This window comes from Citrobacter sp. Cpa228, assembly GCF_030333085.1.
Lineage (GTDB): Bacteria > Pseudomonadota > Gammaproteobacteria > Enterobacterales > Enterobacteriaceae > Citrobacter > Citrobacter pasteurii.
On the sequence record NZ_JAOWGQ010000051.1, the window covers coordinates 207,051 to 233,031 of the forward strand.

At 52.7% G+C, this 25,981-nt stretch carries 25 protein-coding genes and 1 other annotated feature; of the genes, 8 read left to right on the forward strand and 17 right to left on the reverse strand.

All coding sequences use genetic code 11. The features are described from left to right. Positions 1-38: 38 nt before the first annotated feature. On the reverse strand, positions 39-1,961 hold the full coding sequence (gene dnaK, locus OGX91_RS14680) for a molecular chaperone DnaK (protein ID WP_003018959.1): 1,923 nt from the start codon (positions 1,959-1,961) through the stop codon (positions 39-41). 384 nt (positions 1,962-2,345) lie between these two features. Between dnaK and OGX91_RS14685 the strand changes: the two genes are divergently transcribed. The 3 genes from OGX91_RS14685 (at position 2,346) to satP (ending at position 4,212) form a co-directional block, all read left to right on the forward strand. Then, entirely contained in the window at positions 2,346-2,750 is a 405-nt protein-coding gene (locus OGX91_RS14685; protein ID WP_005124069.1) for a DUF2541 family protein, read from the forward strand. 33 nt (positions 2,751-2,783) lie between these two features. Beyond that, on the forward strand, positions 2,784-3,497 hold the full coding sequence (msyB, locus tag OGX91_RS14690) for an acidic protein MsyB (RefSeq protein ID WP_286626631.1): 714 nt from the start codon (positions 2,784-2,786) through the stop codon (positions 3,495-3,497). A gap of 148 nt (positions 3,498-3,645) precedes the next feature. Continuing rightward, positions 3,646-4,212, forward strand: a complete 567-nt coding sequence (satP, locus tag OGX91_RS14695; RefSeq protein WP_286626632.1) for an acetate uptake transporter — start codon at positions 3,646-3,648, stop codon at positions 4,210-4,212. A 34-nt stretch (positions 4,213-4,246) separates the two neighbouring features. Here the strand turns inward: satP and OGX91_RS14700 are convergent, their stop codons facing one another. From OGX91_RS14700 to tal, 3 genes are all read right to left on the reverse strand, one after another. Then, positions 4,247-5,554, reverse strand: coding sequence for an MFS transporter (locus OGX91_RS14700; RefSeq protein WP_286626634.1), 1,308 nt, complete (start codon positions 5,552-5,554; stop codon positions 4,247-4,249). A gap of 124 nt (positions 5,555-5,678) precedes the next feature. Beyond that, entirely contained in the window at positions 5,679-6,266 is a 588-nt protein-coding gene (mog, locus tag OGX91_RS14705; RefSeq protein ID WP_003018973.1) for a molybdopterin adenylyltransferase, read from the reverse strand. Between the two features lie 110 nt (positions 6,267-6,376). After that, the gene (gene tal, locus OGX91_RS14710) at positions 6,377-7,330 is read right to left on the reverse strand and encodes a transaldolase (protein WP_005124064.1); all 954 of its coding nucleotides are present in this window, start codon (positions 7,328-7,330) and stop codon (positions 6,377-6,379) included. Positions 7,331-7,604: 274 nt separating this feature from the next. On the opposite strand from tal, the gene OGX91_RS14715 reads away from it, so the two are divergent. Beyond that, positions 7,605-9,035, forward strand: a complete 1,431-nt coding sequence (locus OGX91_RS14715) for an alanine/glycine:cation symporter family protein (RefSeq protein ID WP_005124062.1) — start codon at positions 7,605-7,607, stop codon at positions 9,033-9,035. Positions 9,036-9,112: 77 nt separating this feature from the next. Then, positions 9,113-9,886 (forward strand): peroxide stress protein YaaA, encoded by a 774-nt coding sequence (yaaA, locus tag OGX91_RS14720; protein ID WP_199947462.1) that lies wholly within the window; start codon positions 9,113-9,115, stop codon positions 9,884-9,886. Between the two features lie 84 nt (positions 9,887-9,970). Here yaaA and thrC read toward each other — a convergent pair whose 3' ends face one another. From thrC to yjjY, 6 genes are all read right to left on the reverse strand, one after another. Next, positions 9,971-11,257, reverse strand: a complete 1,287-nt coding sequence (gene thrC / locus OGX91_RS14725; protein WP_005124058.1) for a threonine synthase — start codon at positions 11,255-11,257, stop codon at positions 9,971-9,973. Between the two features lie 3 nt (positions 11,258-11,260). Then, on the reverse strand, positions 11,261-12,190 hold the full coding sequence (thrB, locus tag OGX91_RS14730) for a homoserine kinase (protein ID WP_005124056.1): 930 nt from the start codon (positions 12,188-12,190) through the stop codon (positions 11,261-11,263). A 1-nt stretch (position 12,191) separates the two neighbouring features. Further along, entirely contained in the window at positions 12,192-14,654 is a 2,463-nt protein-coding gene (gene thrA / locus OGX91_RS14735; RefSeq protein ID WP_199947461.1) for a bifunctional aspartate kinase/homoserine dehydrogenase I, read from the reverse strand. A 23-nt stretch (positions 14,655-14,677) separates the two neighbouring features. After that, positions 14,678-14,804: a sequence feature (Thr leader region), on the reverse strand. After that, entirely contained in the window at positions 14,734-14,799 is a 66-nt protein-coding gene (gene thrL / locus OGX91_RS14740; RefSeq protein ID WP_032337689.1) for a thr operon leader peptide, read from the reverse strand. It overlaps the preceding feature by 66 nt. 206 nt (positions 14,805-15,010) lie before the next feature. After that, positions 15,011-15,697, reverse strand: a complete 687-nt coding sequence (locus OGX91_RS14745) for a tRNA/rRNA methyltransferase (RefSeq protein ID WP_149691184.1) — start codon at positions 15,695-15,697, stop codon at positions 15,011-15,013. 399 nt (positions 15,698-16,096) lie between these two features. Then, positions 16,097-16,237: a YjjY family protein gene (yjjY, locus tag OGX91_RS14750; RefSeq protein WP_001541509.1), complete on the reverse strand. Its 141-nt coding sequence runs from the start codon at positions 16,235-16,237 to the stop codon at positions 16,097-16,099. Positions 16,238-16,332: 95 nt separating this feature from the next. Here yjjY and arcA point away from each other — a divergent pair, with 95 nt between their 5' ends. Beyond that, positions 16,333-17,049: a two-component system response regulator ArcA gene (gene arcA, locus OGX91_RS14755; protein ID WP_001194359.1), complete on the forward strand. Its 717-nt coding sequence runs from the start codon at positions 16,333-16,335 to the stop codon at positions 17,047-17,049. Positions 17,050-17,109: 60 nt separating this feature from the next. On the opposite strand, the gene creD is transcribed toward arcA, so the two are convergent. The 4 genes from creD to creA are packed head-to-tail and all read right to left on the reverse strand — an operon-like array spanning position 17,110 to position 21,113. Further along, complete coding sequence (gene creD, locus OGX91_RS14760; protein ID WP_286626638.1) at positions 17,110-18,456, reverse strand: cell envelope integrity protein CreD; 1,347 nt, start codon at positions 18,454-18,456, stop codon at positions 17,110-17,112. Between the two features lie 57 nt (positions 18,457-18,513). Further along, positions 18,514-19,938 carry a two-component system sensor histidine kinase CreC gene (gene creC, locus OGX91_RS14765; RefSeq protein WP_005123957.1) on the reverse strand — a complete coding sequence of 475 codons (1,425 nt, stop codon included), beginning with the start codon at positions 19,936-19,938 and terminating at the stop codon, positions 18,514-18,516. Beyond that, entirely contained in the window at positions 19,938-20,627 is a 690-nt protein-coding gene (gene creB / locus OGX91_RS14770) for a two-component system response regulator CreB (RefSeq protein WP_005123955.1), read from the reverse strand. Before creB ends, creC begins: the two co-directional genes overlap by 1 nt. Positions 20,628-20,639: 12 nt before the next feature. Continuing rightward, entirely contained in the window at positions 20,640-21,113 is a 474-nt protein-coding gene (gene creA, locus OGX91_RS14775) for a protein CreA (protein WP_005123953.1), read from the reverse strand. Between the two features lie 211 nt (positions 21,114-21,324). On the opposite strand from creA, the gene robA reads away from it, so the two are divergent. After that, entirely contained in the window at positions 21,325-22,194 is an 870-nt protein-coding gene (robA, locus tag OGX91_RS14780) for an MDR efflux pump AcrAB transcriptional activator RobA (protein ID WP_188232436.1), read from the forward strand. On the opposite strand, the gene gpmB is transcribed toward robA, so the two are convergent. After that, a complete protein-coding gene (gene gpmB / locus OGX91_RS14785; RefSeq protein WP_005123948.1) occupies positions 22,191-22,838 on the reverse strand; it encodes a 2,3-diphosphoglycerate-dependent phosphoglycerate mutase GpmB in 648 nt (215 codons plus the stop codon). The genes robA and gpmB overlap by 4 nt on opposite strands. Before the next feature lie 52 nt (positions 22,839-22,890). Between gpmB and yjjX the strand changes: the two genes are divergently transcribed. Then, positions 22,891-23,406 (forward strand): inosine/xanthosine triphosphatase, encoded by a 516-nt coding sequence (yjjX, locus tag OGX91_RS14790; RefSeq protein WP_005123947.1) that lies wholly within the window; start codon positions 22,891-22,893, stop codon positions 23,404-23,406. A 55-nt stretch (positions 23,407-23,461) separates the two neighbouring features. Here yjjX and trpR read toward each other — a convergent pair whose 3' ends face one another. Beyond that, complete coding sequence (gene trpR / locus OGX91_RS14795) at positions 23,462-23,788, reverse strand: trp operon repressor (RefSeq protein WP_005123945.1); 327 nt, start codon at positions 23,786-23,788, stop codon at positions 23,462-23,464. Between the two features lie 89 nt (positions 23,789-23,877). Next, positions 23,878-25,815, reverse strand: coding sequence for a murein transglycosylase (sltY, locus tag OGX91_RS14800; protein ID WP_005123943.1), 1,938 nt, complete (start codon positions 25,813-25,815; stop codon positions 23,878-23,880). Positions 25,816-25,981: the final 166 nt, after the last annotated feature.

Genomic DNA, 25,981 nt, shown 5'->3' on the forward strand with positions numbered 1-25,981 from the left:
TCTTCGCCCGTGCCAGTAATTACCCGTTCAAAGGGCGATTATTTTTTGTCTTTCACTTCTTCAAACTCGGCGTCGACAACGTCGTCATCTTTCGCGTTATTTGCAGAAGCATCAGCGCCTGCTGCACCAGCCTGTTGCTGTGCGTGCTGCTGCTGAGCGATTTCCATCAGTTTCTGGGAAACCTGTGCCAGCGCCTGCATTTTCGCTTCGATATCCGCTTTGTCTTCACCTTTCAGAGAAGTTTCCAGCGCGGTCAGTGCAGACTCGATGGCAGTTTTGTCGTCAGCCGGCAGTTTGTCGCCTGCTTCTTCAACCTGCTTGCGAGTGCTGTGCAGCAGATGGTCACCCTGGTTGCGGGTCTGAACCAGCTCTTCAAACTTACGGTCAGATTCTGCGTTCGCTTCTGCTTCGCGAACCATTTTCTGAATTTCTTCTTCGTTCAGACCAGAAGAAGCCTTGATGGTGATCTTCTGCTCTTTACCGCTATTTTTGTCTTTCGCTGAAACGTGCAGAATACCGTCGGCATCGATGTCAAAAGTAACTTCGATCTGCGGCATACCGCGTGGAGCCGGGCTGATACCATCCAGGTTAAACTGCCCCAGATCTTTGTTATCAGCAGCACGTTTACGTTCACCCTGCAGCACATGGATGGTTACCGCAGACTGGTTGTCTTCAGCGGTAGAGAACACCTGGCTGTGCTTGGTCGGGATGGTGGTGTTTTTCGCGATCAGCGGAGTCATCACGCCGCCCATGGTTTCGATACCCAGAGACAGCGGGGTAACGTCCAGCAGCAGCACGTCTTTAACATCACCGGTCAATACACCACCCTGAACAGCAGCACCGATTGCTACGGCTTCGTCCGGGTTAACGTCTTTACGCGGCTCTTTACCGAAGAACTCAGCGACTTTTTTCTGCACCATCGGCATACGCGTCTGACCACCAACGAGGATAACGTCGTTGATATCAGATACGGACAGGCCAGCATCCTGCAGAGCAACTTTCAGCGGCTCGATAGAACGGTTAACCAGGTCTTCAACCAGGCTTTCCAGTTTTGCACGAGTCACTTTGATGTTCATGTGTTTCGGACCGGTCGCATCTGCAGTGATGTACGGCAGGTTTACGTCGGTCTGCTGAGCGGAAGACAGCTCGATCTTCGCTTTCTCAGCGGCTTCTTTCAGACGCTGCATCGCCAGCGGGTCATTACGCAGGTCGATACCCTGATCTTTCTTAAACTCGTCAACCAGGTAGTTGATCATACGGCTGTCGAAGTCTTCACCACCCAGGTGGGTATCACCGTTGGTTGCCAGAACTTCGAAGGTTTTTTCGCCGTCAACTTCGTCGATTTCGATAATAGAGATATCGAAAGTACCACCACCGAGGTCATATACCGCGATAGTACGGTTGCCGACTTCTTTATCCAGACCGTAAGCCAGCGCAGCTGCGGTTGGTTCGTTGATGATACGTTTTACTTCCAGACCTGCGATACGACCGGCGTCTTTGGTTGCCTGACGCTGAGCATCGTTAAAGTATGCAGGAACGGTGATAACGGCTTCAGTTACCGGTTCACCCAGGTAATCTTCAGCGGTTTTCTTCATTTTTTTCAGCACTTCAGCAGAAATCTGCGGCGGTGCCAGTTTCTGACCTTTTACGTCAATCCATGCATCACCGTTGTCAGCACCGATGATTTTGTACGGCATGATGGCTTCATCACGCTGTACTTCTTCGTCCTGGAAGCGGCGGCCAATCAGGCGTTTAATCGCAAACAGGGTGTTTTGCGGGTTTGTCACTGCCTGACGTTTAGCCGGCTGACCAACCAGAGTTTCACCATCCTGGGTATAAGCAATGATAGAAGGCGTGGTGCGATCGCCCTCGGCGTTCTCCAGCACACGTGCAGTAGTGCCATCCATAATCGCTACACAAGAGTTGGTAGTACCCAAGTCGATACCAATAATTTTACCCATCTAAACGTCTCCACTAAAAATTCGGTCATCATGTGGTTGTGAATCTGTAATAAGGGCGAAACGTGCGGTTTCAACTACCCTGAATCGTTTTTTTTCAGACTCACCACTGCGGTTGCTTACAAGATGGGGTCGTAACCCACGTCATCAAGGGGGGCATGAAAATTTTTTTTAGCGTCGTGGCGATAAAATCGTAGAAAAAAGGCAAAAAGCCGAAAAAAATGAATAGTCGCCAATTAAAATTAATTCATAAAACCAATTAAATTGACAAAATCATTCACGATAAAATTGTAATAAAAAGAAAAGATTACAAGCATGAATCGTGATTCTGACAGCGGTAAGATGGTCTGAAACGACACACTTTTACAGCCGTCAAAGAGAAATTCCATGAAATCCGTATTAACCCTTTCCGCCAGCCTGCTTATGGGCCTGCTGCTAAGCGGCGCCGCACAAGCGAACGATCATAAAGTCCTCGGCGTGATCGCCATGCCCCGTAATGAAACCAACGATCTGACGCTGAAACTTCCCGTTTGCCGCGTGGTGAAACGCATTCAACTTACGGCCGATCATGGTGATTTACAGCTCAGTGGTGCATCGGTTTATTTCAAAGCTGCCCGCATGTCCAACCAGAGTCTGAACGTGCCTTCGTCCATCAAAGAAGGGCAAACGACCAGTTGGATCAACATCAATAGCGACAACGACAATAAGCGCTGCGTGAAAAAAATTACCTTCTCCGGCCATACGGTGAACTCTTCTGATATGGCGACGCTGAAAATCATCGGCGACGACTAATTCCGTATACTTTTATTCAGAAGCCATAGAAACATGAATGTCACCTATTTGAATGACGACGATCTCGACTTTCTTCAGCATTGCAGTGAGGAACAGCTCGCCAATATTACCCGCCTGCTTACACATAATGAAAAGGGGAAAGCCCGTCTGTCGAGCGTTCTCAACCACAACGATTTATTTAAATCGATGGAAGGACATCCGGAACAGCACCGCCGCAACTGGCAACTGATCGCTGGCGAACTGCAGCATTATGGGGGCGACAGCATTGCCAATAAACTCCGTGGACATGGAAAATTATATCGAGCAATTTTGCTGGACGTTTCGAAGCGTCTGAAGCTTAAAGCTGATAAAGAGATGCCCACGTTCGAAATTGAACAGTCTCTGCTGGAGCACTTTCTACGCAACGCCTGGCAGAAAATGGATGCAGAGCACAAGCAAGAATTTCTGCAGGCGGTCGATGCAAAAGTTTATGAACTGGAAGAACTGCTACCGTTATTATTGAAGGATCGTCACCTGGCAAAAGGCGTTTCTCACCTGCTCTCCGGCCAGTTAACCAAAATTCTGCGAACCCACGCCGCCGTCAGCGTAATCGGGCACGGGTTACTGCGCGGGGCCGGACTTGGCGGCCCGGTAGGTGCGGCCTTAAACGGGGTTAAAGCGGTAAGCGGCAGCGCCTATCGCGTGACGATCCCAGCGGTACTCCACATCGCCTGCCTGCGCAGAATGCTCAACCACACACAAGCGTGATGACCATCACAGGGAAAATAATTCATTTTCCCTTCGTTAGATCATAGACAGTGCCCTCTCCCCTGATTATTATGCCGCGCCCCGAAGACAGCGATCGTTATTCGGGGAAACTATTTCACCATTCAATCAATGATGATTTTGAGGAATTATGGGCAACACTAAGTTGGCTAATCCGGCACCGCTGGGCCTGATGGGCTTTGGCATGACCACCATTCTGCTTAACCTGCACAACGCGGGTTTCTTCGCTTTAGATGTTATTATTCTGGCGATGGGCATTTTCTACGGCGGTATCGCGCAAATTTTTGCCGGTCTGCTGGAATATAAAAAAGGCAACACCTTCGGTTTAACCGCCTTTACCTCCTACGGTTCGTTCTGGCTGACGCTGGTCGCAATCCTGATCATGCCGAAAATGGGCCTGGCAGATGCAACAAATGGTCAGTTCCTGGGCGCTTACCTGGGTCTGTGGGGCGTGTTCACTCTGTTCATGTTCTTCGGTACGCTGAAAGCCGCGCGCATGCTGCAGTTCGTATTCCTGAGCCTGACCGTGCTGTTCGCCCTGCTGGCCGTTGGCAACATTGCAGGTAACGAAGCAATCATTCACGTAGCGGGTTGGGTTGGCTTAGTGTGTGGCGCAAGCGCCATTTACCTGGCGATGGGTGAAGTGCTGAACGAACAGTTTGGCCGCACCATCCTGCCGATTGGTGAAGCGCACTAATCTGCCTTTATCCCCCCGCAAGGGGGGATAATCCTTACAGACGCTGTAACGCTGCCTGTACGTTCGAATCGCGATGATAAATATCCTGACGCAGCCAAATCCCCAGCCCTAATCCTACCAGCGAAAGCGCCAGTACGTACCAGGCCGGAGCCATTGGCGACACACTCATCAACACCGTTACTGCGATTGGTGTCAAACCACCGAAAATGGCATACGAGACGTTATAGGAAAAGGAGATACCGGTAAAACGGACTTCCGCCGGAAACGCCCGCACCATCACGTAAGGCACTGCGCCGACCACGCCAACGCATAACCCCACCAGCCCGTATAACAGGAACAAGTGCTGAGGATGGCTGCCGGTCAGGTGATAGAAAAACCAGCTCGAACAGGCCAGCAACAGGCTGCCGACAATAAAGGTTTTGCTGGCACCGACCCGGTCGACAATAAACCCAGCCAGCAAACAACCGACGCACAGCATAATGGTGGCGACGCTGTTCGCCTGTAACGTCAGCGCTGGGGCAAAACCATACTGTTTTTGCAGCCAAACGGGGGACATCAGGATCACCACCACAATCCCGGCTGAGAGCAGCCAGGTCAGTAGCATTGACACCACCACCGCTTTTTTATGTTTGCTCACCACCGACTTCACCGGCAGCTCTTGCGCCAGGGCTTTACGCTGCTGCATTTCAAGAAAAATGGGCGTCTCCTGCAGCCAGCGGCGCAGAAACATTGCCACCAGCCCAAACGCGCCCCCCAACAGGAAAGGGATACGCCAACCATAGTCATGCACCGCCTGCTGCGTAAAGCTGGTGTTCACCAACGTCGCGACTACCGACCCCAGCAGAATTCCCACCGTTAGCCCGGCGGTCAGCGTTCCGCAGGCGATGCCGATGCGACGCTCCGGTACATGTTCCGCCACGAACACCCACGCGCCCGGCACTTCGCCCCCAATGGCTGCGCCTTGCAAAATACGCATCAGCAGTAATAGCAACGGCGCGACGATCCCCATTGAGGCGTAAGTGGGTAGCAAACCAATTGCCAGTGTCGGTATCGCCATCAGTAAAATGCTCAGGGTGAACATTTTCTTGCGCCCGACCAGATCGCCAAAGTGCGCCATGATAATGCCGCCCAGCGGACGCGCCAGATAGCCCGCGGCAAAAATACCGAAGGTTTGCACCTGACGTAGCCATTCCGGTATGTCAGCGGGGAAGAAGAGCTCGCCAACAACAGCGGCAAAGAAGACAAAGATAATGAAATCATAAAACTCAAGCGCCCCACCGAGGGCAGCAAGCGTAAGGGTTTTATAATCCTGGCGATTCAGTGGTCGAGTGTGTTGTGACATAGCAAACCATCAGTCAGTGGAGTTATTGAATCTGTCTGTCGATATATGTAAAGCAAAAATTACTATATCGTAAACAATTCAATACTCCACTGTCATTGGCACTTATGCCACGATCGGGCTACTTTCAGGCGTTTGTATCGCGTATTGCGCTTTTCGGACGAAAAGATGCTACGACAGCCGGTGCGGTTTCGACATACGGCCCATCCAATAGCTGTATACAATACGGTACACTTGCAAAAATGCCCGGCACGATAACCTTACCGTCAGCATCTTTTACGCCTTCCAGCGTTTCTTTGATCGATTTCGGCTGCCCTGGCAGGTTCAGGATCAGCGCCTGTTTACGAATCACGCCGACCTGACGAGAGAGGATCGCTGTTGGCACAAAGTGCAGACTTATCTGGCGCATCTGTTCGCCAAAGCCCGGCATCTGACGGTCAGCGACGGCAAGCGTAGCATCGGGTGTCACGTCGCGACGTGCCGGACCCGTTCCGCCGGTTGTCAGCACCAGATGGCAGCTCATTTCATCCACCAGTTCGCATAAGGTCTGTTCGATGATCGCCTGTTCATCCGGGATCAACCGCGTTTGCAGTTCAAAGGGGGTGGTAAGGGCAGACGCCAGCCACTCTTCCAGAGCCGGGATACCTTTATCCTGGTAAACGCCGCTGGAAGCACGGTCAGAAATGGACACCAGGCCAATGCGTAAAGTATTCATGATTATTCCGTTTAAACAGTCTCGTTAAACAGAATGATACACTGCGAAAGGAAGGACAGACAGGTTTCAGAAGAGGTAGCGTGACCCCTATCAGGGCCACGCTCTAATGATTACAGCAGATCGCCGATCATTTTTTCCAGTTTACCCTGGTCTACAGCAAACTTACGGATACCGTCCGCCAGTTTGTCTACAGCCATCGGATCCTGGTTGTGCTGCCACAGGAACTCAGCTTCGGTGATGCGTGCAGGACGCGCTTTCACTTCACCGGAGAAGGACAGTTTACGTTCGATAGCGCCTTCGCTTTCCGCCAGTTCTTTCAGCAGTGCCGGAGCAATCGTCAGACGATCGCAGCCTGCCAGCTCAATAATTTCGCCGATGTTACGGAAGCTCGCGCCCATGACTACGGTTTCGTAACCGTGCTGTTTGTAGTACTCGTAAATTTCCGTTACGGAAACCACACCCGGATCTTCTGCCGGTGCGTACTCTTTCTTGTCAGTATTGGCTTTGTACCAGTCAAGAATACGGCCAACGAACGGAGAAATCAGGTATACGCCAGCTTCAGCACATGCACGCGCCTGCGCGAAGGAGAACAGCAGAGTCAGGTTACAGTTGATGCCTTCTTTTTCCAGCTGCTCAGCGGCACGGATACCCTGCCAGGTTGAAGCCAGTTTAATCAGAATGCGATCGTTGCTGATGCCAGCATCGTTGTACAGTTTGATCAGGCGTTTTGCTTTCGCGATAGACGCGTCGGTGTCGTAGGACAGGCGAGCATCAACTTCAGTAGAGATACGACCCGGGACCAGTTTCAGGATCTCCAGACCGATATTGACTGCCAGTTTGTCAGTCGCGTCGACGACCTGTTGTGCGCGGTCGTTGCTCTGCTGCTTAGCCCATGCCACAGCGTCATCGATCAGCTTGCGGTATTCCGGGATCTGCGCTGCGTTAAGAATGAGAGAAGGGTTAGTTGTGGCATCCTGAGGCTGATACAGCTTCATTGCCGCGATGTCTCCGGTGTCGGCCACTACTGTGGTGAACTGACGAAGGGAGGTCAATTTGTCCGTCATGATAGCGATTCTCTTTAAACAGCTTGTTAGGGGGATGTAACCGATCTTCCCTGATGATAGCACGACGCACTCTCAGCGCAACCGCCGGGATTGTCCAACTCACTGCTCATTCCCGATTACGCATCTTAAAGCCCCTGATGCGCAATTAAGGGTTATCCCCATTGTTATGGTAAACTCCCGCAATCAATCTCCTGACAAGGTATATACTGTTCGATAATTGGTAGCGCTTACATGGGAATATTAGCGCGTACCGGCATCAACAAGAGGGATGTTAATGCCTGATTTTTTCTCATTTATTAATGAAATACTCTGGGGATCGGTGATGATCTACCTCCTGCTTGGCGCAGGATGTTGGTTCACCTGGCGTACCGGGTTCGTGCAGTTCCGCTACATTCGCCATTTTGGCAAAAGTCTTAAAAACAGCATTAGTCCGCAGCCGGGTGGCTTAACCTCGTTTCAGGCATTGTGTACCAGTCTTGCCGCGCGTATCGGTAGCGGAAACCTCGCCGGTGTTGCCCTGGCGATCGCCGCTGGCGGCCCTGGAGCCGTTTTCTGGATGTGGGTTTCAGCGGTCATTGGTATGGCAACGTCATTCGCCGAGTGCTCACTCGCGCAACTGTATAAAGAACGCGATAGCAAAGGACAGTTCCGCGGTGGCCCTGCGTGGTATATGGCACGTGGGTTGGGCATGCGCTGGATGGGCGTCCTTTTTGCCCTCTTTTTGCTTATCGCATACGGCCTGATTTTTAACAGCGTACAGGCAAACTCTGTCTCCCGCGCATTGGCATTTGCGTTCGACATCCCTCCCCTCACTTCCGGCATCACTTTGGCGATACTGTCATTCCTGGTGATCATTGGCGGTATTAAAGGTGTTGCCCGTCTGATGCAATGGTTTGTGCCGATGATGGCACTGCTGTGGGTTGGATGTAGCATCATCATCAGTCTGTGGCATATCGGGCAGCTTCCCGACATTATCGTCATCATTATAAAAAGCGCCTTTGGCTGGCAAGAAGCCGCAGCGGGTGCGGCCGGGTATACGCTGAGTCAGGCCATTGCCAGCGGTTTTCAACGCGGTATGTTCTCTAATGAAGCGGGGATGGGCTCAACCCCTAACGCAGCAGCTGCAGCCGCCTCCTGGCCACCGCATCCGGCGGCACAAGGCATTGTGCAAATGATTGGGGTATTAGGCGACACTCTCGTTGTCTGTACGGCCAGCGCGATGATTATTCTGCTGGCAGGCAGTGGCGCCAGCTATGTGCCCATGGAAGGCATCCAGTTACTCCAGAAAGCAATGGTAACGCTGACGGGAGAATGGGGAGCCGGATTTGTGGCTTTTATTGTGATTCTGTTTGCCTTTAGCTCGATCGTCGCCAACTACATCTATGCGGAAAACAATCTCGTCTTCCTGAAACTGGACAATATGCGCGTCATCTGGCTGTTGCGCATCGCCACCGTTAGCACCGTTATCGGCGGAACGTTAGTCAGCTTCCCGCTGGTCTGGCAGTTGGCCGATATCATTATGGCTTGTATGGCCATCACTAACCTGACAGCGATTCTGCTGCTTTCTCCGGTTGTCCATACCATCGCCAGCGACTATCTGCGCCAGCGTAAACTTGGCGTAAGACCGGAATTTGATCCGCGTCGTTATCCTGATATCAGACAACAGCTTGCGCCCGAAAGCTGGGATGAAACGCCGCGCGGATAGCGCGGCAATCGCAACCATCGATCAATTCTGTCGTTTTTTTTGCTAAAGTCGCAGTAAATTTCCTGCAAGGACTGGATATGCTGATTCTGATTTCACCTGCAAAAACGCTCGACTACCAAAGTCCGCTGGCTACCACACGCCATACGCAGCCTGAACTGCTGGACCACTCCCAGCAGTTAATCCACGTGGCGCGTCAGCTCTCTGCGCCGCAGATCGGCAAGCTGATGGGAATTAGCGATAAGCTGGCGGATCTCAACGCGACCCGTTTCCATGACTGGCAGCCTGACTTCACCCCGGAAAATGCGCGCCAGGCTATTCTGGCATTCAAGGGCGACGTGTATACCGGACTGCAGGCTGAAACCTTCAGCGAGGCGGATTTCGATTTTGCTCAGCAGCACTTACGCATGCTGTCCGGGCTGTATGGTGTTCTGCGCCCGCTGGATTTGATGCAACCCTACCGTCTGGAGATGGGCATTCGTCTGGCCAATGCGAAGGGTAAAGATCTCTACCAGTTCTGGGGAGATACCATCACCGATAAACTTAACGAAGCGCTGGAAGCGCAAGGCGACAGCGTGGTGATTAATCTCGCTTCGGATGAGTATTTTAAATCCGTGAAGCCGAAAAAGCTCAATGCCGAGCTGATTAAGCCTGTCTTCCTTGACGAGAAGAACGGCAAGTTCAAAGTCATCAGCTTCTATGCCAAGAAAGCGCGCGGCCTGATGAGTCGCTACATCATTGAAAACCGCTTAACACAGCCAGAACAGTTGACCGCTTTTAACAGCGAAGGCTATTTCTTTGATGAAGAGGCATCACGGAAAGGTGAACTGGTGTTCAAGCGTCAGGAGCAGTAGTGTACATGCCGGATGGCGGCTAACGCCTTATCCGGCCTACAGGTTTTGTAGGCCCGCTAAGCAAAGCGCCAGCGGGCACCACCGTTAACTGCGGGTCATCATCAGCTTACGCAGTTGCGCAAAATCAGCAGGCAAATGATGAGAGAGCAGCGGTAAGTCTGCACGTTCCGCCAGCTCTTTTGGTAGATCCAGCGTGACATTCAGAATCTGTTCAACGCTTTCTTTAAATTTCGCCGGATGTGCGGTGCCAAGGAACAGGCCATATTCGCCCGGGTTCAACTGGTCACGCAGTACACGATATGCCACCGCAGCATGCGGTTCAGAGGTGTAGCCTAACTCATGCAGCTCACGCATCGTGTCCTGCGTCGTGGCATCGTCAACGGCGGCGTAACCCAGCTCATTCAGACGCCATATTTTACGGCGGAACAGTTCCTCCACTCGCGGCCAGTTGTTTGGCTGGCTGACATCCATCGCATTCGACAATGTTGCCTGGGTCGCTTTCGGCGCCCACTCGCCTTCGGCAAGAAAGCGCGGAACCGTATCGTTAACGTTAGTTGCCGCAATAAAGCGCTTCACCGGCAAGCCCAGTGATTTCGCCAGCAGACCGGCTGTCAGGTCGCCAAAGTTACCGCTGGGAACAGAAATAACCAGTTGGTTACGCGCTTCCTGCGGCAGTTGAGCCACGGCCTCGAAGTAGTAACAGATTTGCGCCAGCAGACGGCTGATGTTGATTGAGTTAGCCGAATTCAGCCCCAGAGCCATCTTCAGCTCTTCATCATCAAACGCCTGTTTCACCAGCGCCTGGCAGGCATCAAAGTCACCATCAATCGCAACGGTTTGAATATTGCCACCCAGCGTACAAAACAGTTTTTCTTGTAATGGACTGATCTTGCCATTTGGGTAGAGGATCACCACACGCACATTTTTCAGGCCATAAAAAGCATGTGCAACTGCTGCCCCGGTGTCTCCGGATGTCGCAGTCAGGATAGTCACCGGTTTGTCGCCGCTGATATGCGTCAGCATTTGCGCCATAAAGCGCCCGCCAAAATCTTTAAACGCCAGTGTCGGACCATGGAACAGCTCCAGACAGCCGACATCACCTTCGACCTGAGCGACAGGTGCCGGGAAGGTAAACGCCGCACGCACACGCTCTTCCAGGATCTCTTGTGGGATCTCCGTGCCAATAAATGCGGAAAGGATCTTAGCGCTGCGGCTAACGAAGTCCTGGTTCAGCATCTCATCCACTTCTGTCAGACTAAATTCCGGCAGATCGTGCGGAAAAAACAATCCCTGATTCTTGCCAAGCCCTTGCGTGACGGCCTGCGCAAAGCTGACCTGTTCGTTGTGATCTTTCAGATTATAGAGTTTCATTGATTATCCCAGTACCCGTGCGCCCGCCGTGTCCAGCCGGCAAATATGAACAAAGCCTTCCTGATTTTGTAGGTAATTTTTACCCAGCCAGTCTGCTACGCGCTGTGCCGTATCCGGCTTATCGCATAAGGCGAACAGCGTCGGCCCTGATCCGGAAATGCCGCTGGCCAGCGCGCCGATTTCCGCTACCGCCTGACGCGCCTGACTAAAGCCAGGCAGCAAGCGGGTACGGTACGGCTCAGCAATAACATCTTTCATCAGCTTCGCGGCAAGCCCCGGCTGACGGGAATAGCAGGCGTGGATAAACCCAGCCAGATGCCGCCCGTGGGCAATACAGTCCTGACGACGATATTGCGCAGGTAAAATCGCCCGCGCTTCTGCCGTCGACACTTTAATCCCCGGATACGCCAGTACCCACAGCCACTCATCAAAGCCTGGCACCTGCTGGCTGATAATGCCGTTTTCTTCGATCATTAACTGCATGCCGCCCAAAAAGCACGGGGCGACATTATCGTAGTGAATACTGCCGGAGATACGCCCTTCCAGTTCACCCATAATCGCCAACAGTCGCGTATCGTTGAGCGGTTTACCGCAATATTCGTTCATCGCCACCAGTGCGGCCACAACGGAACAGGCGCTGGAGCCTAACCCGGAACCAATCGGCATATTTTTTTCCAGCGTCATTGCCACCGGAACGCTTTTACCCAGCTCCTGACAAAAACGCTCCCAGCACTGGTAGACGATATTTTCCCGCGGCGCTGACGGAAGCTTATTCGCAAAGCGCCCAAGGTTGTTCAGGCTGAACTGGTCTGCCGCCTCGACGGACACCACATCTCCCAACAGCGAACCGTCTACCGGGGTTACCGCCGCCCCGAGCACATCAAACCCGACGCTCATATTGGCACTGGAAGCCGGGGCATAAACTCTCACCATGTCAGACTCCTAACTTCCATGAAAGGGTGCGAAGAAGATCGGCAAATACACCTGCCGCGGTGACATCATTACCCGCACCGTATCCGCGCAGCACCAGCGGTAATGGCTGATAGTAATGGCTGTAGAACGCCAGCGCATTTTCACCGTTTTTCACTTTGAACAGCGGATCGTTGCCGTCTACTGCCTCTATTTTCACGCGACAGACGCCGTCTTCTTCAATATTGCCAACATAGCGCAATACTTTTCCCTCATCACGAGCTTTCGCCACGCGCGCGGCAAAGACGTCATCCAGCTGCGGCAATTTCGCCATAAACGCGGATACATCACCGGAATCATCAAACTCTTTTGGCAGAACTGGCTCAATGACCACGTCTGAAAGCTCCAGCTCACGACCGGTCTCACGGGCGAGGATCAGCAGCTTACGTGCCACATCCATGCCGGAAAGATCGTCACGCGGATCGGGTTCGGTGTAACCCAGTTCACGCGCCAGGGTGGTGGCCTGAGAGAAGCTCATCCCCTCATCCAGCTTGCCGAAAATAAATGACAGCGAGCCGGAAAGAATGCCGGAGAAACGCTGTAGTTCATCACCTGCGCTGAGCAGGTTTTGCAGGTTTTCAATTACCGGCAAGCCCGCGCCCACGTTGGTGTCGTAGAGGAATTTACGCCGGGACTTCGCGGCGGCAAAACGCAACTGATGGTAGTAATCCATCGACGAGGTGTTGGCCTTTTTGTTCGGCGTAACCACATGGAAGCCTTCGCGCAGAAAATCAGCATATTGATCCGCCACCGCCTGGCTAGACGTACAGTCGACGATCACCGGATTAAGCAGATGATATTCTTTCACCAGGCGAATTAAGCGCCCAAGGTTGAATGGCTCTTTCGCGCTTTCCAGTTCCGCCTGCCAGTTTTCCAGATTCAAACCATGGACGTTGGTCAGCAAGGCCTTCGAGTTCGCCACACCGCACACGCGCAGATCGATATGTTTGCCCTTCAACCAGCTTTGCTGGCGCTTGAGCTGCTCAAGCAGTGCTGAACCCACCCCGCCTACGCCAATGACAAACACTTCAATCACCTGGTCGGTGTTGAACAGCATCTGATGGGTGACGCGTACGCCAGTGGTGGCATCGTCGTTATTCACCACCACCGAAATAGAACGCTCAGACGACCCCTGGGCGATGGCCACGATATTGATGTTGGCGCGGGCCAGCGCGGCAAAGAATTTCGCCGAGATGCCGCGCAGCGTGCGCATGCCATCACCCACAACCGAGATGATCGCCAGACGCTCAGTCACCGCCAGCGGCTCCAGCAGGCCTTCTTTCAGTTCGAGATAGAATTCATCCTGCATCGCGCGTTGCGCACGCGCGCAGTCGCCCTGCGGAACGCAGAAGCTGATGCTGTATTCAGAAGAAGACTGCGTGATCAGCACCACCGAGATGCCCGCACGCGACATCGCGGCAAAAACGCGCGCCGCCATGCCTACCATGCCTTTCATTCCAGGGCCGGAGACGCTAAACATCGCCATGTTATTGAGGTTAGAAATACCTTTTACCGGCAAATCGTCTTCATCACTGCTGGCGCCGATCAACGTGCCAGGCGCTTGTGGATTGCCGGTATTTTTAATCAGGCACGGGATCTGGAACTGGGCAATTGGGGTAATGGTGCGCGGATGCAGAACTTTGGCGCCGAAGTAAGAAAGCTCCATCGCTTCCTGATAAGACATCGACTTCAGCAGTCGGGCATCGGGTACCTGGCGCGGATCGCAGGTATATACGCCGTCGACATCGGTCCAGATCTCACAACAGTCCGCGCGTAAACAGGCAGCCAGCACAGCGGCAGAGTAGTCAGAGCCATTGCGCCCCAACACCACCAACTCACCTTTTTCATTCCCGGCAGTAAAGCCTGCCATCAAAATCATATGATCTGCTGGAATACGACTGGCGGCAATGCGGCGCGTAGATTCGGCGATATCAACGGTAGATTCGAGGTAATGGCCTACCGCCAGCAATTTCTCGACCGGATCGATAACGGTAACGTGATGACCGCGTGCTTCCAACAGGCCTGCCATGATAGCGATCGACATTTTTTCGCCACGGCAAATAAGCGCAGCGTTAATGCTGTCCGGGCACTGTCCCAGCAGGCTGATGCCATGCAGGACATGTTTAATCTGGGCGAATTCTTGTTCAACAAAGGCTTTGAGCGGAGCCAGCGGAAAACCCGGCTGCGCGGCGGACAAACCCGCCAACAGCTCAGAGAAAATACGTTCGGCGTCGCTGATATTGGCTAAAGCATCCTGACCACCGATGGTCTTCTCAATCATCGCCACCAGATGGTTGGTAATTTTTGCGGGGGCAGAAAGAACCGTCGCGACCTGCCCCTGCCTGGCATTGCTTTCCAGAATATCGGCTACCCGCAGAAAGCGTTCTGCATTTGCCACTGATGTACCGCCGAACTTCAACACTCGCATGGTTTACCTCATTGCCTTTGGTCGAAAAAAAAGCCCGCACTGTTTAGGTGCGGGCTTTTTCTTGTGTTTCCTGTACGCGTCAGCCCGCACCGTTACCTGTGGTAATGGTGATGGTTGTGGTAATAGTGATGCTGATGCGTTTCATGATGTTGTGTGCTCTGTAATTATTTATGACCTGTCTTGTATTCTTTTAGGGTTAAAGTATCTGCTGACCTAAGTCAATAAATTTTTAAATTGATCACATTCCGAAACTTGTTCACGAGCGACTGCTTGCCCTTTTACTTTCAACCAATACAGCGTGTCCCGCCCACTTGAAACCAGAATAAAACACCACACAACAAAAACAGACCAACACTTTATTTTGTTAGGTTTTTTTCTATATCATGTAAAAAACGGTGCAACATTGCCGTGTCTCGCTGTCCTAACAGACCCATTCGCTGTTGCAGCCAGTCCGTCAACTTAATGTCGTCAGAAACGTTCAACGTGGCTAATAATTGCAAAACCCGGGCACGTAACGCCTGCAGCTGAAGCTCATCCGTCACCTCAATGTTTTTTGCCGGTTGTTGTATTAAACCTGCTAATTGATAGCAATACACCATCACCGCCTGACCCAAATTGAGTGAAGGATAGTCAGCCACCATCGGCACGCCGGTTAGCACATCCGCTAGCGCCAACTCTTCGTTTGTCAGGCCTGAATCTTCACGACCGAACACCAACGCGGCGTGATCCATCCACGTTGATTTTTCCTGCAACAGGGGAACCAGCTCGACCGGAGTGGCGTAATAATGGAACTTCGCGCGACTACGCGCCGTGGTGGCAATGGTAAAATCAACGTCGTGCAACGCATCGGCTAACGTTGGAAAAACGTTAATATTATCAATAATGTCACCTGAACCATGTGCCACCCATCGCGTCGCAGGCGCCAGATGAGCCTCGCTATCAACGATCCGCAATTGCGTGAATCCCATGGTTTTCATAGCACGAGCTGCCGCGCCAATATTTTCGGCTCTGGCTGGAGCAACCAGAATAATTGTTAAACGCATTTTGATACTCTTTTTAACCGGCCTGTAGATAATTATGTGATGTGCATCAACATATTACGCAGCGCGAATTTACATATTTTTAACAAAAATCACTGAAAAAGCATTTCACATTCAGTAAAAAATGCTAAACTATTTCCTGCATGTACTATTGCTTTTTATGTTAACAGAAGTTGCATATCCTTCTGTTTATCCATGATAATTTGATTTAGAATGGTTCTCATAGATTGGATTCATTACATTTATTAATTAGCGCGTGCAACTAGTTGTAATATTGCAATTTTGTGATGAAAGCTACCATTTAGATACGTTGATTTCATCAAACTGTTAACGTGCTACAATTGAACTTGATATATGTCAACGAAGCGTAGTTTTATTGGGTGTCCGGTACGTCTTAGCCTGTTATGTTGCTGTTAAAATGGTTAGGATGACAGCCGTTTTTGACACTGTCGGGTCCAGAGGGAAAGTGCCCACGACCAAGCTAATGATGTTGTTGACGTTGATGGAAAGTGCATCAAGAACGCAATTACGTACTTTAGTCATGTTACGCCGATCATGTTAATTTACGACATGCATCAGGCAGGTCAGGGACTTTTGTACTTCCTGTTTCGATTTAGTTGGCAATTTAGGTAGCAAACATGCAGACCCCGCACATTCTTATCGTTGAAGACGAGTTAGTAACACGTAACACGTTGAAAAGCATTTTCGAAGCGGAAGGCTATGATGTATTCGAGGCGACAGATGGCGCGGAAATGCATCAGATCCTCTCTGAATATGACATCAACCTTGTGATTATGGATATCAATCTGCCAGGTAAAAATGGCCTGCTGTTAGCGCGCGAACTTCGCGAACAAGCTAACGTTGCACTGATGTTCCTGACGGGCCGTGATAACGAAGTCGATAAAATTCTCGGCCTCGAAATCGGCGCTGACGATTACATCACCAAGCCGTTTAACCCACGCGAACTGACTATCCGTGCTCGTAACCTGCTGTCCCGTACCATGAATCTGGGCACAGTGAGCGAAGAGCGTCGTAGCGTCGAAAGCTACAAGTTCAATGGCTGGGAGCTGGACATCAATAGCCGCTCTCTGATTGGCCCTGACGGCGAGCAGTATAAACTGCCACGTAGCGAATTCCGTGCCATGCTTCACTTCTGCGAGAATCCGGGCAAGATCCAGTCTCGCGCAGAACTGCTGAAAAAAATGACCGGTCGCGAACTGAAGCCGCATGACCGTACCGTTGACGTAACAATCCGCCGTATTCGTAAGCACTTCGAATCCACGCCGGATACACCAGAAATCATCGCTACCATTCACGGTGAAGGTTACCGTTTCTGCGGCGACCTGCAGGATTAATGTCATCCTGACTGGTATAAAAACGGCGCCTTATGCGCCGTTTTTCATTTCACTACGCCCCTATTTCCACAACCGTAATTCATCATCCTCAGTTGCGTTCTCCTTTTTGGGCTTTGGCTGTGCAAGCGCGTGCCAGTCAAGATGACGCGTCAGGAACATGACCCCACAAAGCGCCAGTAACAGCACACCCGTTCCCAGCAGTAACGCGCTGTCCTGTGAACGCAGCAGCACCCACATCACGCCATCCAATCCCAGCAATGCTGCGGTAAAAAACAGACTGTTACGCCATCCCTGTAGTATCGCCTGTAAATACACGCCGTTTATCAGCGCGCCAACCAGGCTGGCGACAATCCACGCGGCAGTAAAACCCACATGCTCCGACAGCGCCAATAACAACAAATAGAACATCACCAGTGATAATCCCACCAACAGATATTGCATCGGGTGCAGACGCAGGCTGGTCATACTCTCGAGCACAAAGAAAGACATGAAAGTCAGTGTAATCAATAAAATGGCATACTTTGTCGCCCGATCTGTCAGTTGATACTGATCCGCAGGCGTAGCCACAGCGACGCTAAATGCGGGCATCCCCAGCCATCCAATCTTCTCATCGCCGAAGCGTTCTCCCAGATTATTCGCGAACCAGCTACTTTGCCATTGCGCCTTAAACCCAGATTCACTGACTTCACGCTTAGCCGGAAGAAAATCACCGAGGAAATTAGGATGTGGCCAGTTGCTGGTTACAGTCATTTCGCTATTACGACCAACCGGGACGACAGAAAAATCACCGGTTCCACTCAGATTAAGCGACAACACGACGCTGAGATTTTTTTCCGCCCAGCCGGCATCCGGTAGCGGAATGTGGATCCCCTGAGCACGTCCATCCAGCCCCGTCCCCGGCTCAACCGCCAACGACGTTCCATTGACCTGTGGCGTATTTACCACGCCAATCCCGCGCGCATCGCCCACGCCAACCACAATAAACGGTTTGCCGACGCTGACATTGGGATGGTTTAAATCGCTCAACCGTTCAGCATTAAACTCGGCCTTCACCGATAAATCGTTGTGCCAGACCTGTCCTTCATAAATACCTATCTTACGCGCTTCAACGTTCTGGTTACCCTCAACAACCAGCGATTCCGGCAACCAGAAGTGGATGTAGCTCCGCTTTCGCGGGATCTGTTTGTCACCTTCCAGCTCGGTATACAGTTCCGTCACCGGGACGGCAATCAGCGGGCCTACCACCTTTTGCGGTCCGCTGGTGCTCTGTCGGATAGCATCTTCTACCTCACTACGATAGTCCGACCTCTCAACAATAATCTGCCTGACCATCGTCAGTGGAATTAACAGCAGCAGCATAGCGCCACCTAAGGTGACGATTTTCCAAAACAGGGGGGATTTAAACATAGCGTTCTCCTTTGCAATATCAGCAAGGTAAAACAGCTATGTGCGGGGAATTTGAAGTTATGTGAAGTAACGGTGAAGTGTAAACGAGGCCTGCGCCCCGCCTTCTGGTCGGTTGCATAACGTCACGTCACCTCGATGCAATCGCGCAACCTCACTGACAAACGCCAGCCCCAGCCCACTACTCTTATGCCCATTCTCGCGGGGCAGCGAATAGAAGCGATCAAAAATGCGCGGCAACGCAAAGTCAGGTATGCCACTGCCGTTATCACTGACCTGAATTGTGACGCGGTCCTCCTGCGGATGCGCGCTCAATACAATTGCCCCGTTCTCCGGCGTAAAATCGATGGCGTTATCCAGTAGATTACCCAACGCTTGCTCCAACAGTGCGGCATCGGCGGCAACCGTCAGCGATGAAGGTACAATGGTAAGCGTGATGTTTTTTGCGACCAGTTGCACGCTACGCGCCTCGTTAAGCTGGGTAAAAAGTGCATCTACCGCCACGGGCGTCAACGTAATGTCCTGTCGATTCTCCAGTCGCGCCTGGCGTAGCAGAGTTTCGACCAGCGCCTGCATGCGGGCATTCTGCGTCAAAATATTCTCGGTGAAACGTGCCACTACGTCAGGCGGAGGCCCTTCGCGCAAAATTTCAGCTGCACCGCGAATGGCCGCCAACGGGCTTTTCAGTTCATGCGTTAACGCATACACATATTGCTCAATATAATTCTTGCCCTCCAGCTTCAGACGCATACTTTCCAGCGCCTGCGCCAGTTTACGCAGCTCGCTGCTGCCTAAATCGGGCAATGGGACGGGGCGATTCTCGGTAACGGAGTCGGCATAACGTGCCAGCCGGGCAATCGAGCGATTTATCCACCATACCATCCCGACGCCAATCACTAAGGCGATGCCCAGCAATACGGCGCTGGCCCACAGCATCCGCCGTTCACTGCGTTTAATTACCGGCGCCATCGCTGCATTCGGCTTACCGACGCTCAGCACCCCGATAATACGCCCACCGTCAACGATCGGCGCGGCAACGTACATCACCGAACTTTCCGGATCGTCCGGGGTTTGCGGCGTGCTACGAGCGCCGTATTGCCCGCGTAACGTTAACCATACGTCGTTCCAACGGGAATAATCTTCGCCAACGGCTTTATTAGCGGAATCAAACACCACCTTGCCCTGCGCGTCCGTCATGTAGACATGGTATTCATTACGGACTTTGTTAATGCCGCTGATATTAGCGCGGAATGGGCGGTTATTCAGTTGCGAAAAGGCCTGCGCCAGCTTGCCGTTGGCGGGGGTGTCAGAGAGTAAGTCATCACGCGCCAGCGCAGCCAGCAGCGTGGCGGTATCAATCAATGTGCCTTCAGTCGCTCGACGGACGCCTGGCTTAATTTCCTGCACAAAGATCGACAGAACGAACCAGGCAGCGACGGCAACAATCAGAAAATAGCCGAGCAGCAAACGCATGCCAATGCGCATCAGACGCTCCTCAGGCTATATCCCATACCGCGATGCGTATTGATGGGGGAAAGCTCAGGATTGATCGCCCGCAGCTTGGCGCGCAGCGTTTTGATGTGGGTATCAACCGTTCTGTCAAAGGTGTCCTGCGCATCGGCCCAGACCGAATCCATCAACTGCTGGCGAGAGTAAATGCGCCCCGGCGACATCAGCAACGTTTTCAGCAACAGAAATTCATAGCGCGTCAGGTTTAACGACGTACCGAACCAGGTAATCTGCGCGGCCAGCTCATTAAGTTCGAAATCCCCACAGCGCGTCGTTGATGAAGGCGCGGAGAATTTTTGCACCCGCCGCAGCAGCGTACGCACGCGGGCGCACACCTCGCGCGGCGAGAAAGGCTTGGCAACATAGTCATCCGCGCCAATTTCCAGTCCCAGCAGGCGATCCACCTCATCGCTGCGTGCGGTCAGAAAGAGGATCGGTAATGCCGGGTGGCGTTCCAGCAAGCGTCGACACAGTTCAAAACCACTGATATCCGGCAGCCCGACATCCAGAACGATCGCATCAGGGCATCGCTGGCGAGATTTTTCCAACACGGGTAACCCGCGCTCAAACGCTTCGACGCTAAAACCTTCCTGCTGCAGCATGTAGATAAGCGTATCCGCAATCCCCTGCTCGTCCTCAACCAACCAAATCAGCGCCTGTTGCATTTTGCCTACCTGTTATCGCTGCCACGGCATGATGGGTACCGCGCTGATAGCATTTTTGGGCGATCCATCAACCACCTTATCGGAATAGGCCAGATAGGCCAGCGTGTTGCGTTTCGCATCGTAAAAACGCACGACCTGTAAAGATTTAAACACCAGCGATGTCCGTTTCTTAAAGACCACTTCGCCCTGCGCTTTGCCGTTCTTGATTCTGTCGCTCAGTTCTACTGGCCCCACCTGCTGACAGGAAATGGCGGCATCGGAGGTATCTTCCGCCAGCCCCAGCCCACCTTTGATGCCGCCGGTCTTCGCCCGACTCACGTAGCAGGTCACATTGGTGACATCAGGATCATCAAATGCCTCGACCACAATTTTATGATCCGGTCCAAACATTTTGAACACGGTATCGACAGATCCAATCTGCTCCGCATGGGCAACCTGCGCCATCATCAGCAGAATTGAGGAAATGATTAAGCTCTTATATTTCATATTGTTACCATTTTTAAAAGTTACTCTGTGCAATTATTCGACATTCTAAGATAAAACGTATACAGATCACAGGATTACAATAATCACGCTTTCGTATGTTCGAAAAAAGCATTTATGAGCAAAAAAAACACTGAATGCTAAAACAGCAAAAAATGCTATTATCCTCATACCTGACGTCAGGTACTCGTTGTTGAAAGGATGAGGATATTTTATGGATCAGGCTGGCATTATTCGCGACCTCTTAATCTGGCTGGAAGGCCATCTGGATCAGCCTTTGTCGCTTGACAATGTGGCGGCAAAAGCAGGCTATTCCAAGTGGCATCTGCAGAGAATGTTCAAGGACGTGACGGGCCATGCTATTGGCGCCTATATCCGCGCCCGTCGTTTATCGAAGTCCGCAGTGGCGCTACGCCTGACTGCGCGTCCAATACTGGACATCGCCCTGCAGTATCGCTTTGACTCTCAACAAACCTTTACCCGCGCGTTCAAGAAACAGTTTTCTCAGACGCCTGCGCTGTATCGTCGTTCACCGGACTGGAGCGCTTTCGGTATTCGCCCGCCGATGCGCCTCGGGGAATTTGCCATGCCAGCGCATGAATTCGTAACGCTGGAAGATACACCACTGCTGGGTACCACGCAGAGTTATTCCTGCTCGCTTGAGCAGATTTCAGATTTCCGTCATGAAATGCGGATCCAGTTCTGGCGCGACTTCCTTGCTCATGCTCCTGCGATCCCGCAGGTTCTGTACGGACTCAATGAAACGCGCCCCAGCATTGAGAAAGATGACGAACAGGAAGTGTTTTATACCACCGCGCTCACACCAGAGCAGGCCAACGGATACGTGCAGTCGGCGCAACCCATCCTGTTACAGGGCGGCGAATATGTGATGTTTACCTATGAGGGTCTGGGGACGGGCGTGCAGGAGTTTATCCTGACGGTTTACGGCACATGCATGCCAATGCTGAACCTGACGCGCCGTAAAGGGCAGGATATCGAGCGATACTACCCGGCAGAAGATGCCAAAGCGGGAGATCGCCCGATCAACCTGCGCTGCGAATTCCTGATTCCGATTCGCCGCTAACGCTGCAGTTCATCCAACGCAGGGGCGTCCAGATGAGAGATGTCCCCTGCCGTTTCAACTACCCATCCCGGCGCCAGCCACAAACTTTCCTGATAATCGACGCGAGAAATAGAACAGTTGCGCAGACGCAGGCGACGTTCAGCCCATGCCGGTAATCCCAGAATCGTACTCACCAGGCAACCCAGCGCGATACCATGACTGACCAGCAGCGGACGACTCCCCGGCGGCAGTTCCAGACAGGATGCCAGCGCCGCGTTAACGCGATCGCTCAGTTCCTGCATCGATTCCCCTTCCGGAATACGACCATCCACCGTACCGTTCACCAACTGGCGACGCCAGCCCTCTTCCTCCGGCGTCAACGTATCGATATGGCGTTGCTCCAGCACGCCCATATTCAGTTCGCGCAAACGAGAGTCATAGGTGATATCACAGCCGCAGGCCTGGGCGATGATTTCTGCGGTGCGTCGTGTACGACCTAAATCGCTACTGATGACATGCGTAATACCAAATGAGCGGGCGCGTTCACCCACCTGCATGGCTTGCTGCTCACCTTTAGCGGTCAGTGGGCTGTCTGACTGGCCTTGAATACGTCGCTCGGCGTTCCACTGCGTTTCGCCATGGCGAACAAGGTATACCTGTAACATGCTTTTTTTCCGTTATACTGCGATGCGATGAATTTTCAAACTGAGCTTAATTATGCACAAGGTTATCTCTGCGACCACCAATCCTGCCAAAATTCAGGCAATTCTGCGGGCATTTGAAGAGATTTTCGGGGAAGGATCCTGCCATATTGAACCCGTCGCCGTCGAGAGTGGCGTGCCGGAACAGCCTTTCGGAAGCCAGGAAACGCGCACTGGCGCACGAAATCGCGTTGATAACGCGCGTCGTCTGCACCCGCAGGCTGATTTCTGGGTCGCGATTGAAGCGGGAATCGACGATGACGCCACCTTCAGTTGGGTGGTGATTGATAACGGCGTCCAGCGCGGTGAAGCCCGTTCAGCCACGTTGCCATTGCCTGCTGTCATTCTCGACAGAGTACGCCTGGGTGAAGCGCTCGGCCCGGTAATGTCGCAGTACACGGGCATTGACGAGATCGGCCGTAAAGAGGGCGCAATCGGTGTCTTTACCGCGGGCAAGCTGACGCGCTCAAGCGTCTACCACCAGGCGGTGATTCTGGCGCTCAGTCCGTTTCATAACGCGGTGTATTTATAGCATTGTGCCGGATGTTCAATCGTAGGCCGGATAAGGCAAAGCCACATCCGGCGGATCAATTTTTCCCGAGCAACACCTGCTCCAGCCAATGACGCAGATCCACCGGTGCGGATTTGAGGCTGTTTGAACCCCGCGTAATGGTGGCAATCCCCGCCCCAAGCTCATTTTTCAGCTCGCGCTGGCTCATCTCGCCGCGCAGCAGCTCTTCTATGATCCGCACGCGCGTGCCCAACGCTTCGCGCTCATCCGGCGTTAACATCAAGTTGAGCAGCGGCAGGTGTAAGTCTTGTTCATAGGCGTGTTTAAGCAGATCGACAAAACGTAACCACTCCTGGTGACGCTGTTCTGCCATCTCTGCTGAATAGGGTGATTGCTGAGTCATAAGTTATCGCCATCGTTGCGGGGGGAAGCGTGCTTGCTTCCCCCTTTGTACTCTTTAACGAGTACAATAGCATAACACAACCGACACGATCAGTAACGACGTTGCCATTCTGCGTCGCTCATCAATTCCGGTTGATCGCCGAGGAAATAGCGATAGTACGCATCGTAAGCCAGCACGTTCTTCACATAGCCCCGCGTTTCTGAGAACGGAATGCTCTCGACAAACGCGACGGCATCGATACGGCCCGCGCTATTGCCAAGCCAGGTACGAACGCGCCCCGGTCCGGCGTTATACGCCGCAGAAGCAAAAATGCGGTTATTGCCGAATTGCTGATACACATACTGTAAATAGCTGGTACCAATGTTGATGTTGGTATCAGGATCCAGTAGCTGGCTCGGACTGCTGTAACCTGGAATCGAGAACATTTTCACCGTATGCGTCGCCGTGCCCGGCATAATCTGCATCAGTCCGCTGGCGCCAACCGGCGATTTCACCTTTGGATTCCAGGCGCTTTCCTGACGCGCTATCGCCATCGCATAGCTTGGCGGAATATCCTTGCCGCTGGTATAGCGGGTAAACAGATCTTTATAGGCCAGAGGGAAACGCTCTTCCAGATGATCCCACAGCTTACCGGCGATCGTGGCCTGTACGCTTAGATCCCACCAGTGATTGTTGAACGCGTAACGCGCCAACTGAGCCTGCTCGGACTTGGTACGGCTGGTGACCAGATTCGCCCACTCACTGCGCGCGGTATTGTCCATGTTCCAGTACATTAGCTCGCGTACGCGCGCCATTTCTGGCCCCTGAGTTAGCGTAGAGTCAACGTTGTCCGGCGCTTTATCCACTTTCAGCACGTACTCTTCGCCCAGGCGCTGTGCCGCCACCATCGGATAGAAACCGCGCTGCTGCATGAGTTGGTGCAGGATCTCTTTGGCTTCCGCATCGCGTCCGCGCTCCAGCAGCAGATCCGCTTGCCAGTAGCGCCACTCATCTTTTTCTTTGGCTTCCATTGGCAGACGCGCCAGCCAGGTATTCAGGCCACGGCGATCGCCGGTTCCCAGCGCCATGCGCACACGCCGCTCCACAAGCGTTGTGGAATTCGAGCGCATAATGGCATCATCGCGCCATTTGGCCTGCTCGTCGGTCACATCATTACCCATCAGGCGCCAGGCAACAATATCGCGCAGCTCCTGGGTTTGCTCGTCATTCAGCTGCTGCGCCTGCACCAGCGAGGGGATCATCAGGCGGGCGTTTTCCGCATCCTGACGCGCCACGCTGGCAAAAGCCACCGCCGCCATCTGGCGCGTAAAATCTGTTGCTCCGGTTGTCCGCGCAAAGGTCATTACCGAATTCGGATCGTTGGCCAGCGCGATGATCGCTGAAGCGATGGTTTGATATTCTGCGGGCATCTGTCCGGCCAACGCCGTGACCAGCCCGGTATTCCCGGCTTTCATCGCCAGACGAATACGCTCCAGATACGCCAGCGGATCCTGGGTGCCTGAAGCCCGCCATACGCCGAATAATTTGTCACAGGCGTTCGGCTGACTTTTTCCGCTCAGCCACAGTTCTTTCGCCCCCTGCCAGGCTTCTTCAGTTTGTCCGGTACTCCATTTCGCGAAGTAATAGTTACATTGCGCTTCGGTGGTGCCCGGTTTTTCCGGACTGAACGCCAGCAGCCCACGCCAGTCTTCGCGGCGCGCCAGTTCATTCACGAAACGCGATTGCAAAGTACGCGCGGGCGGCAGCGTCGGGTTGGCGCGCACAAAATTGGTGACGGTAATGGTCGGCTGATTCATCAGATCGTCAGTAATCTGGCGATATTCCAGATACGGATACAGAGGATAGTTCTTCAGGCCAGGCATCATCTGCTCGACGACATCCATCTGTCGGTTATCCCAGGCCTGCTTAATTTGCGCATAGCGATTGCGCTGCTCATCCAGGGAATCCGCTCGCGCTACTTGACTGACCGTCAGCAGACATACGCTGGCAGCCAGCAGGCGCCAGGTAAATTGTTTGGCTTTGTCCACAAGCTCTTCCTCTTGTCGTTTACGTCTGTGCAGCATCGTGCCGCTTAATTCATTCATGCTAACCAGACATTGCAGAATGCGCCACGTCACGGACACTTTTTTACTTTTGTTGCGAGTGAGATCTGCTGGCTGGGATTGAGCAATGAAAAAGGCTACACTTCGCCTT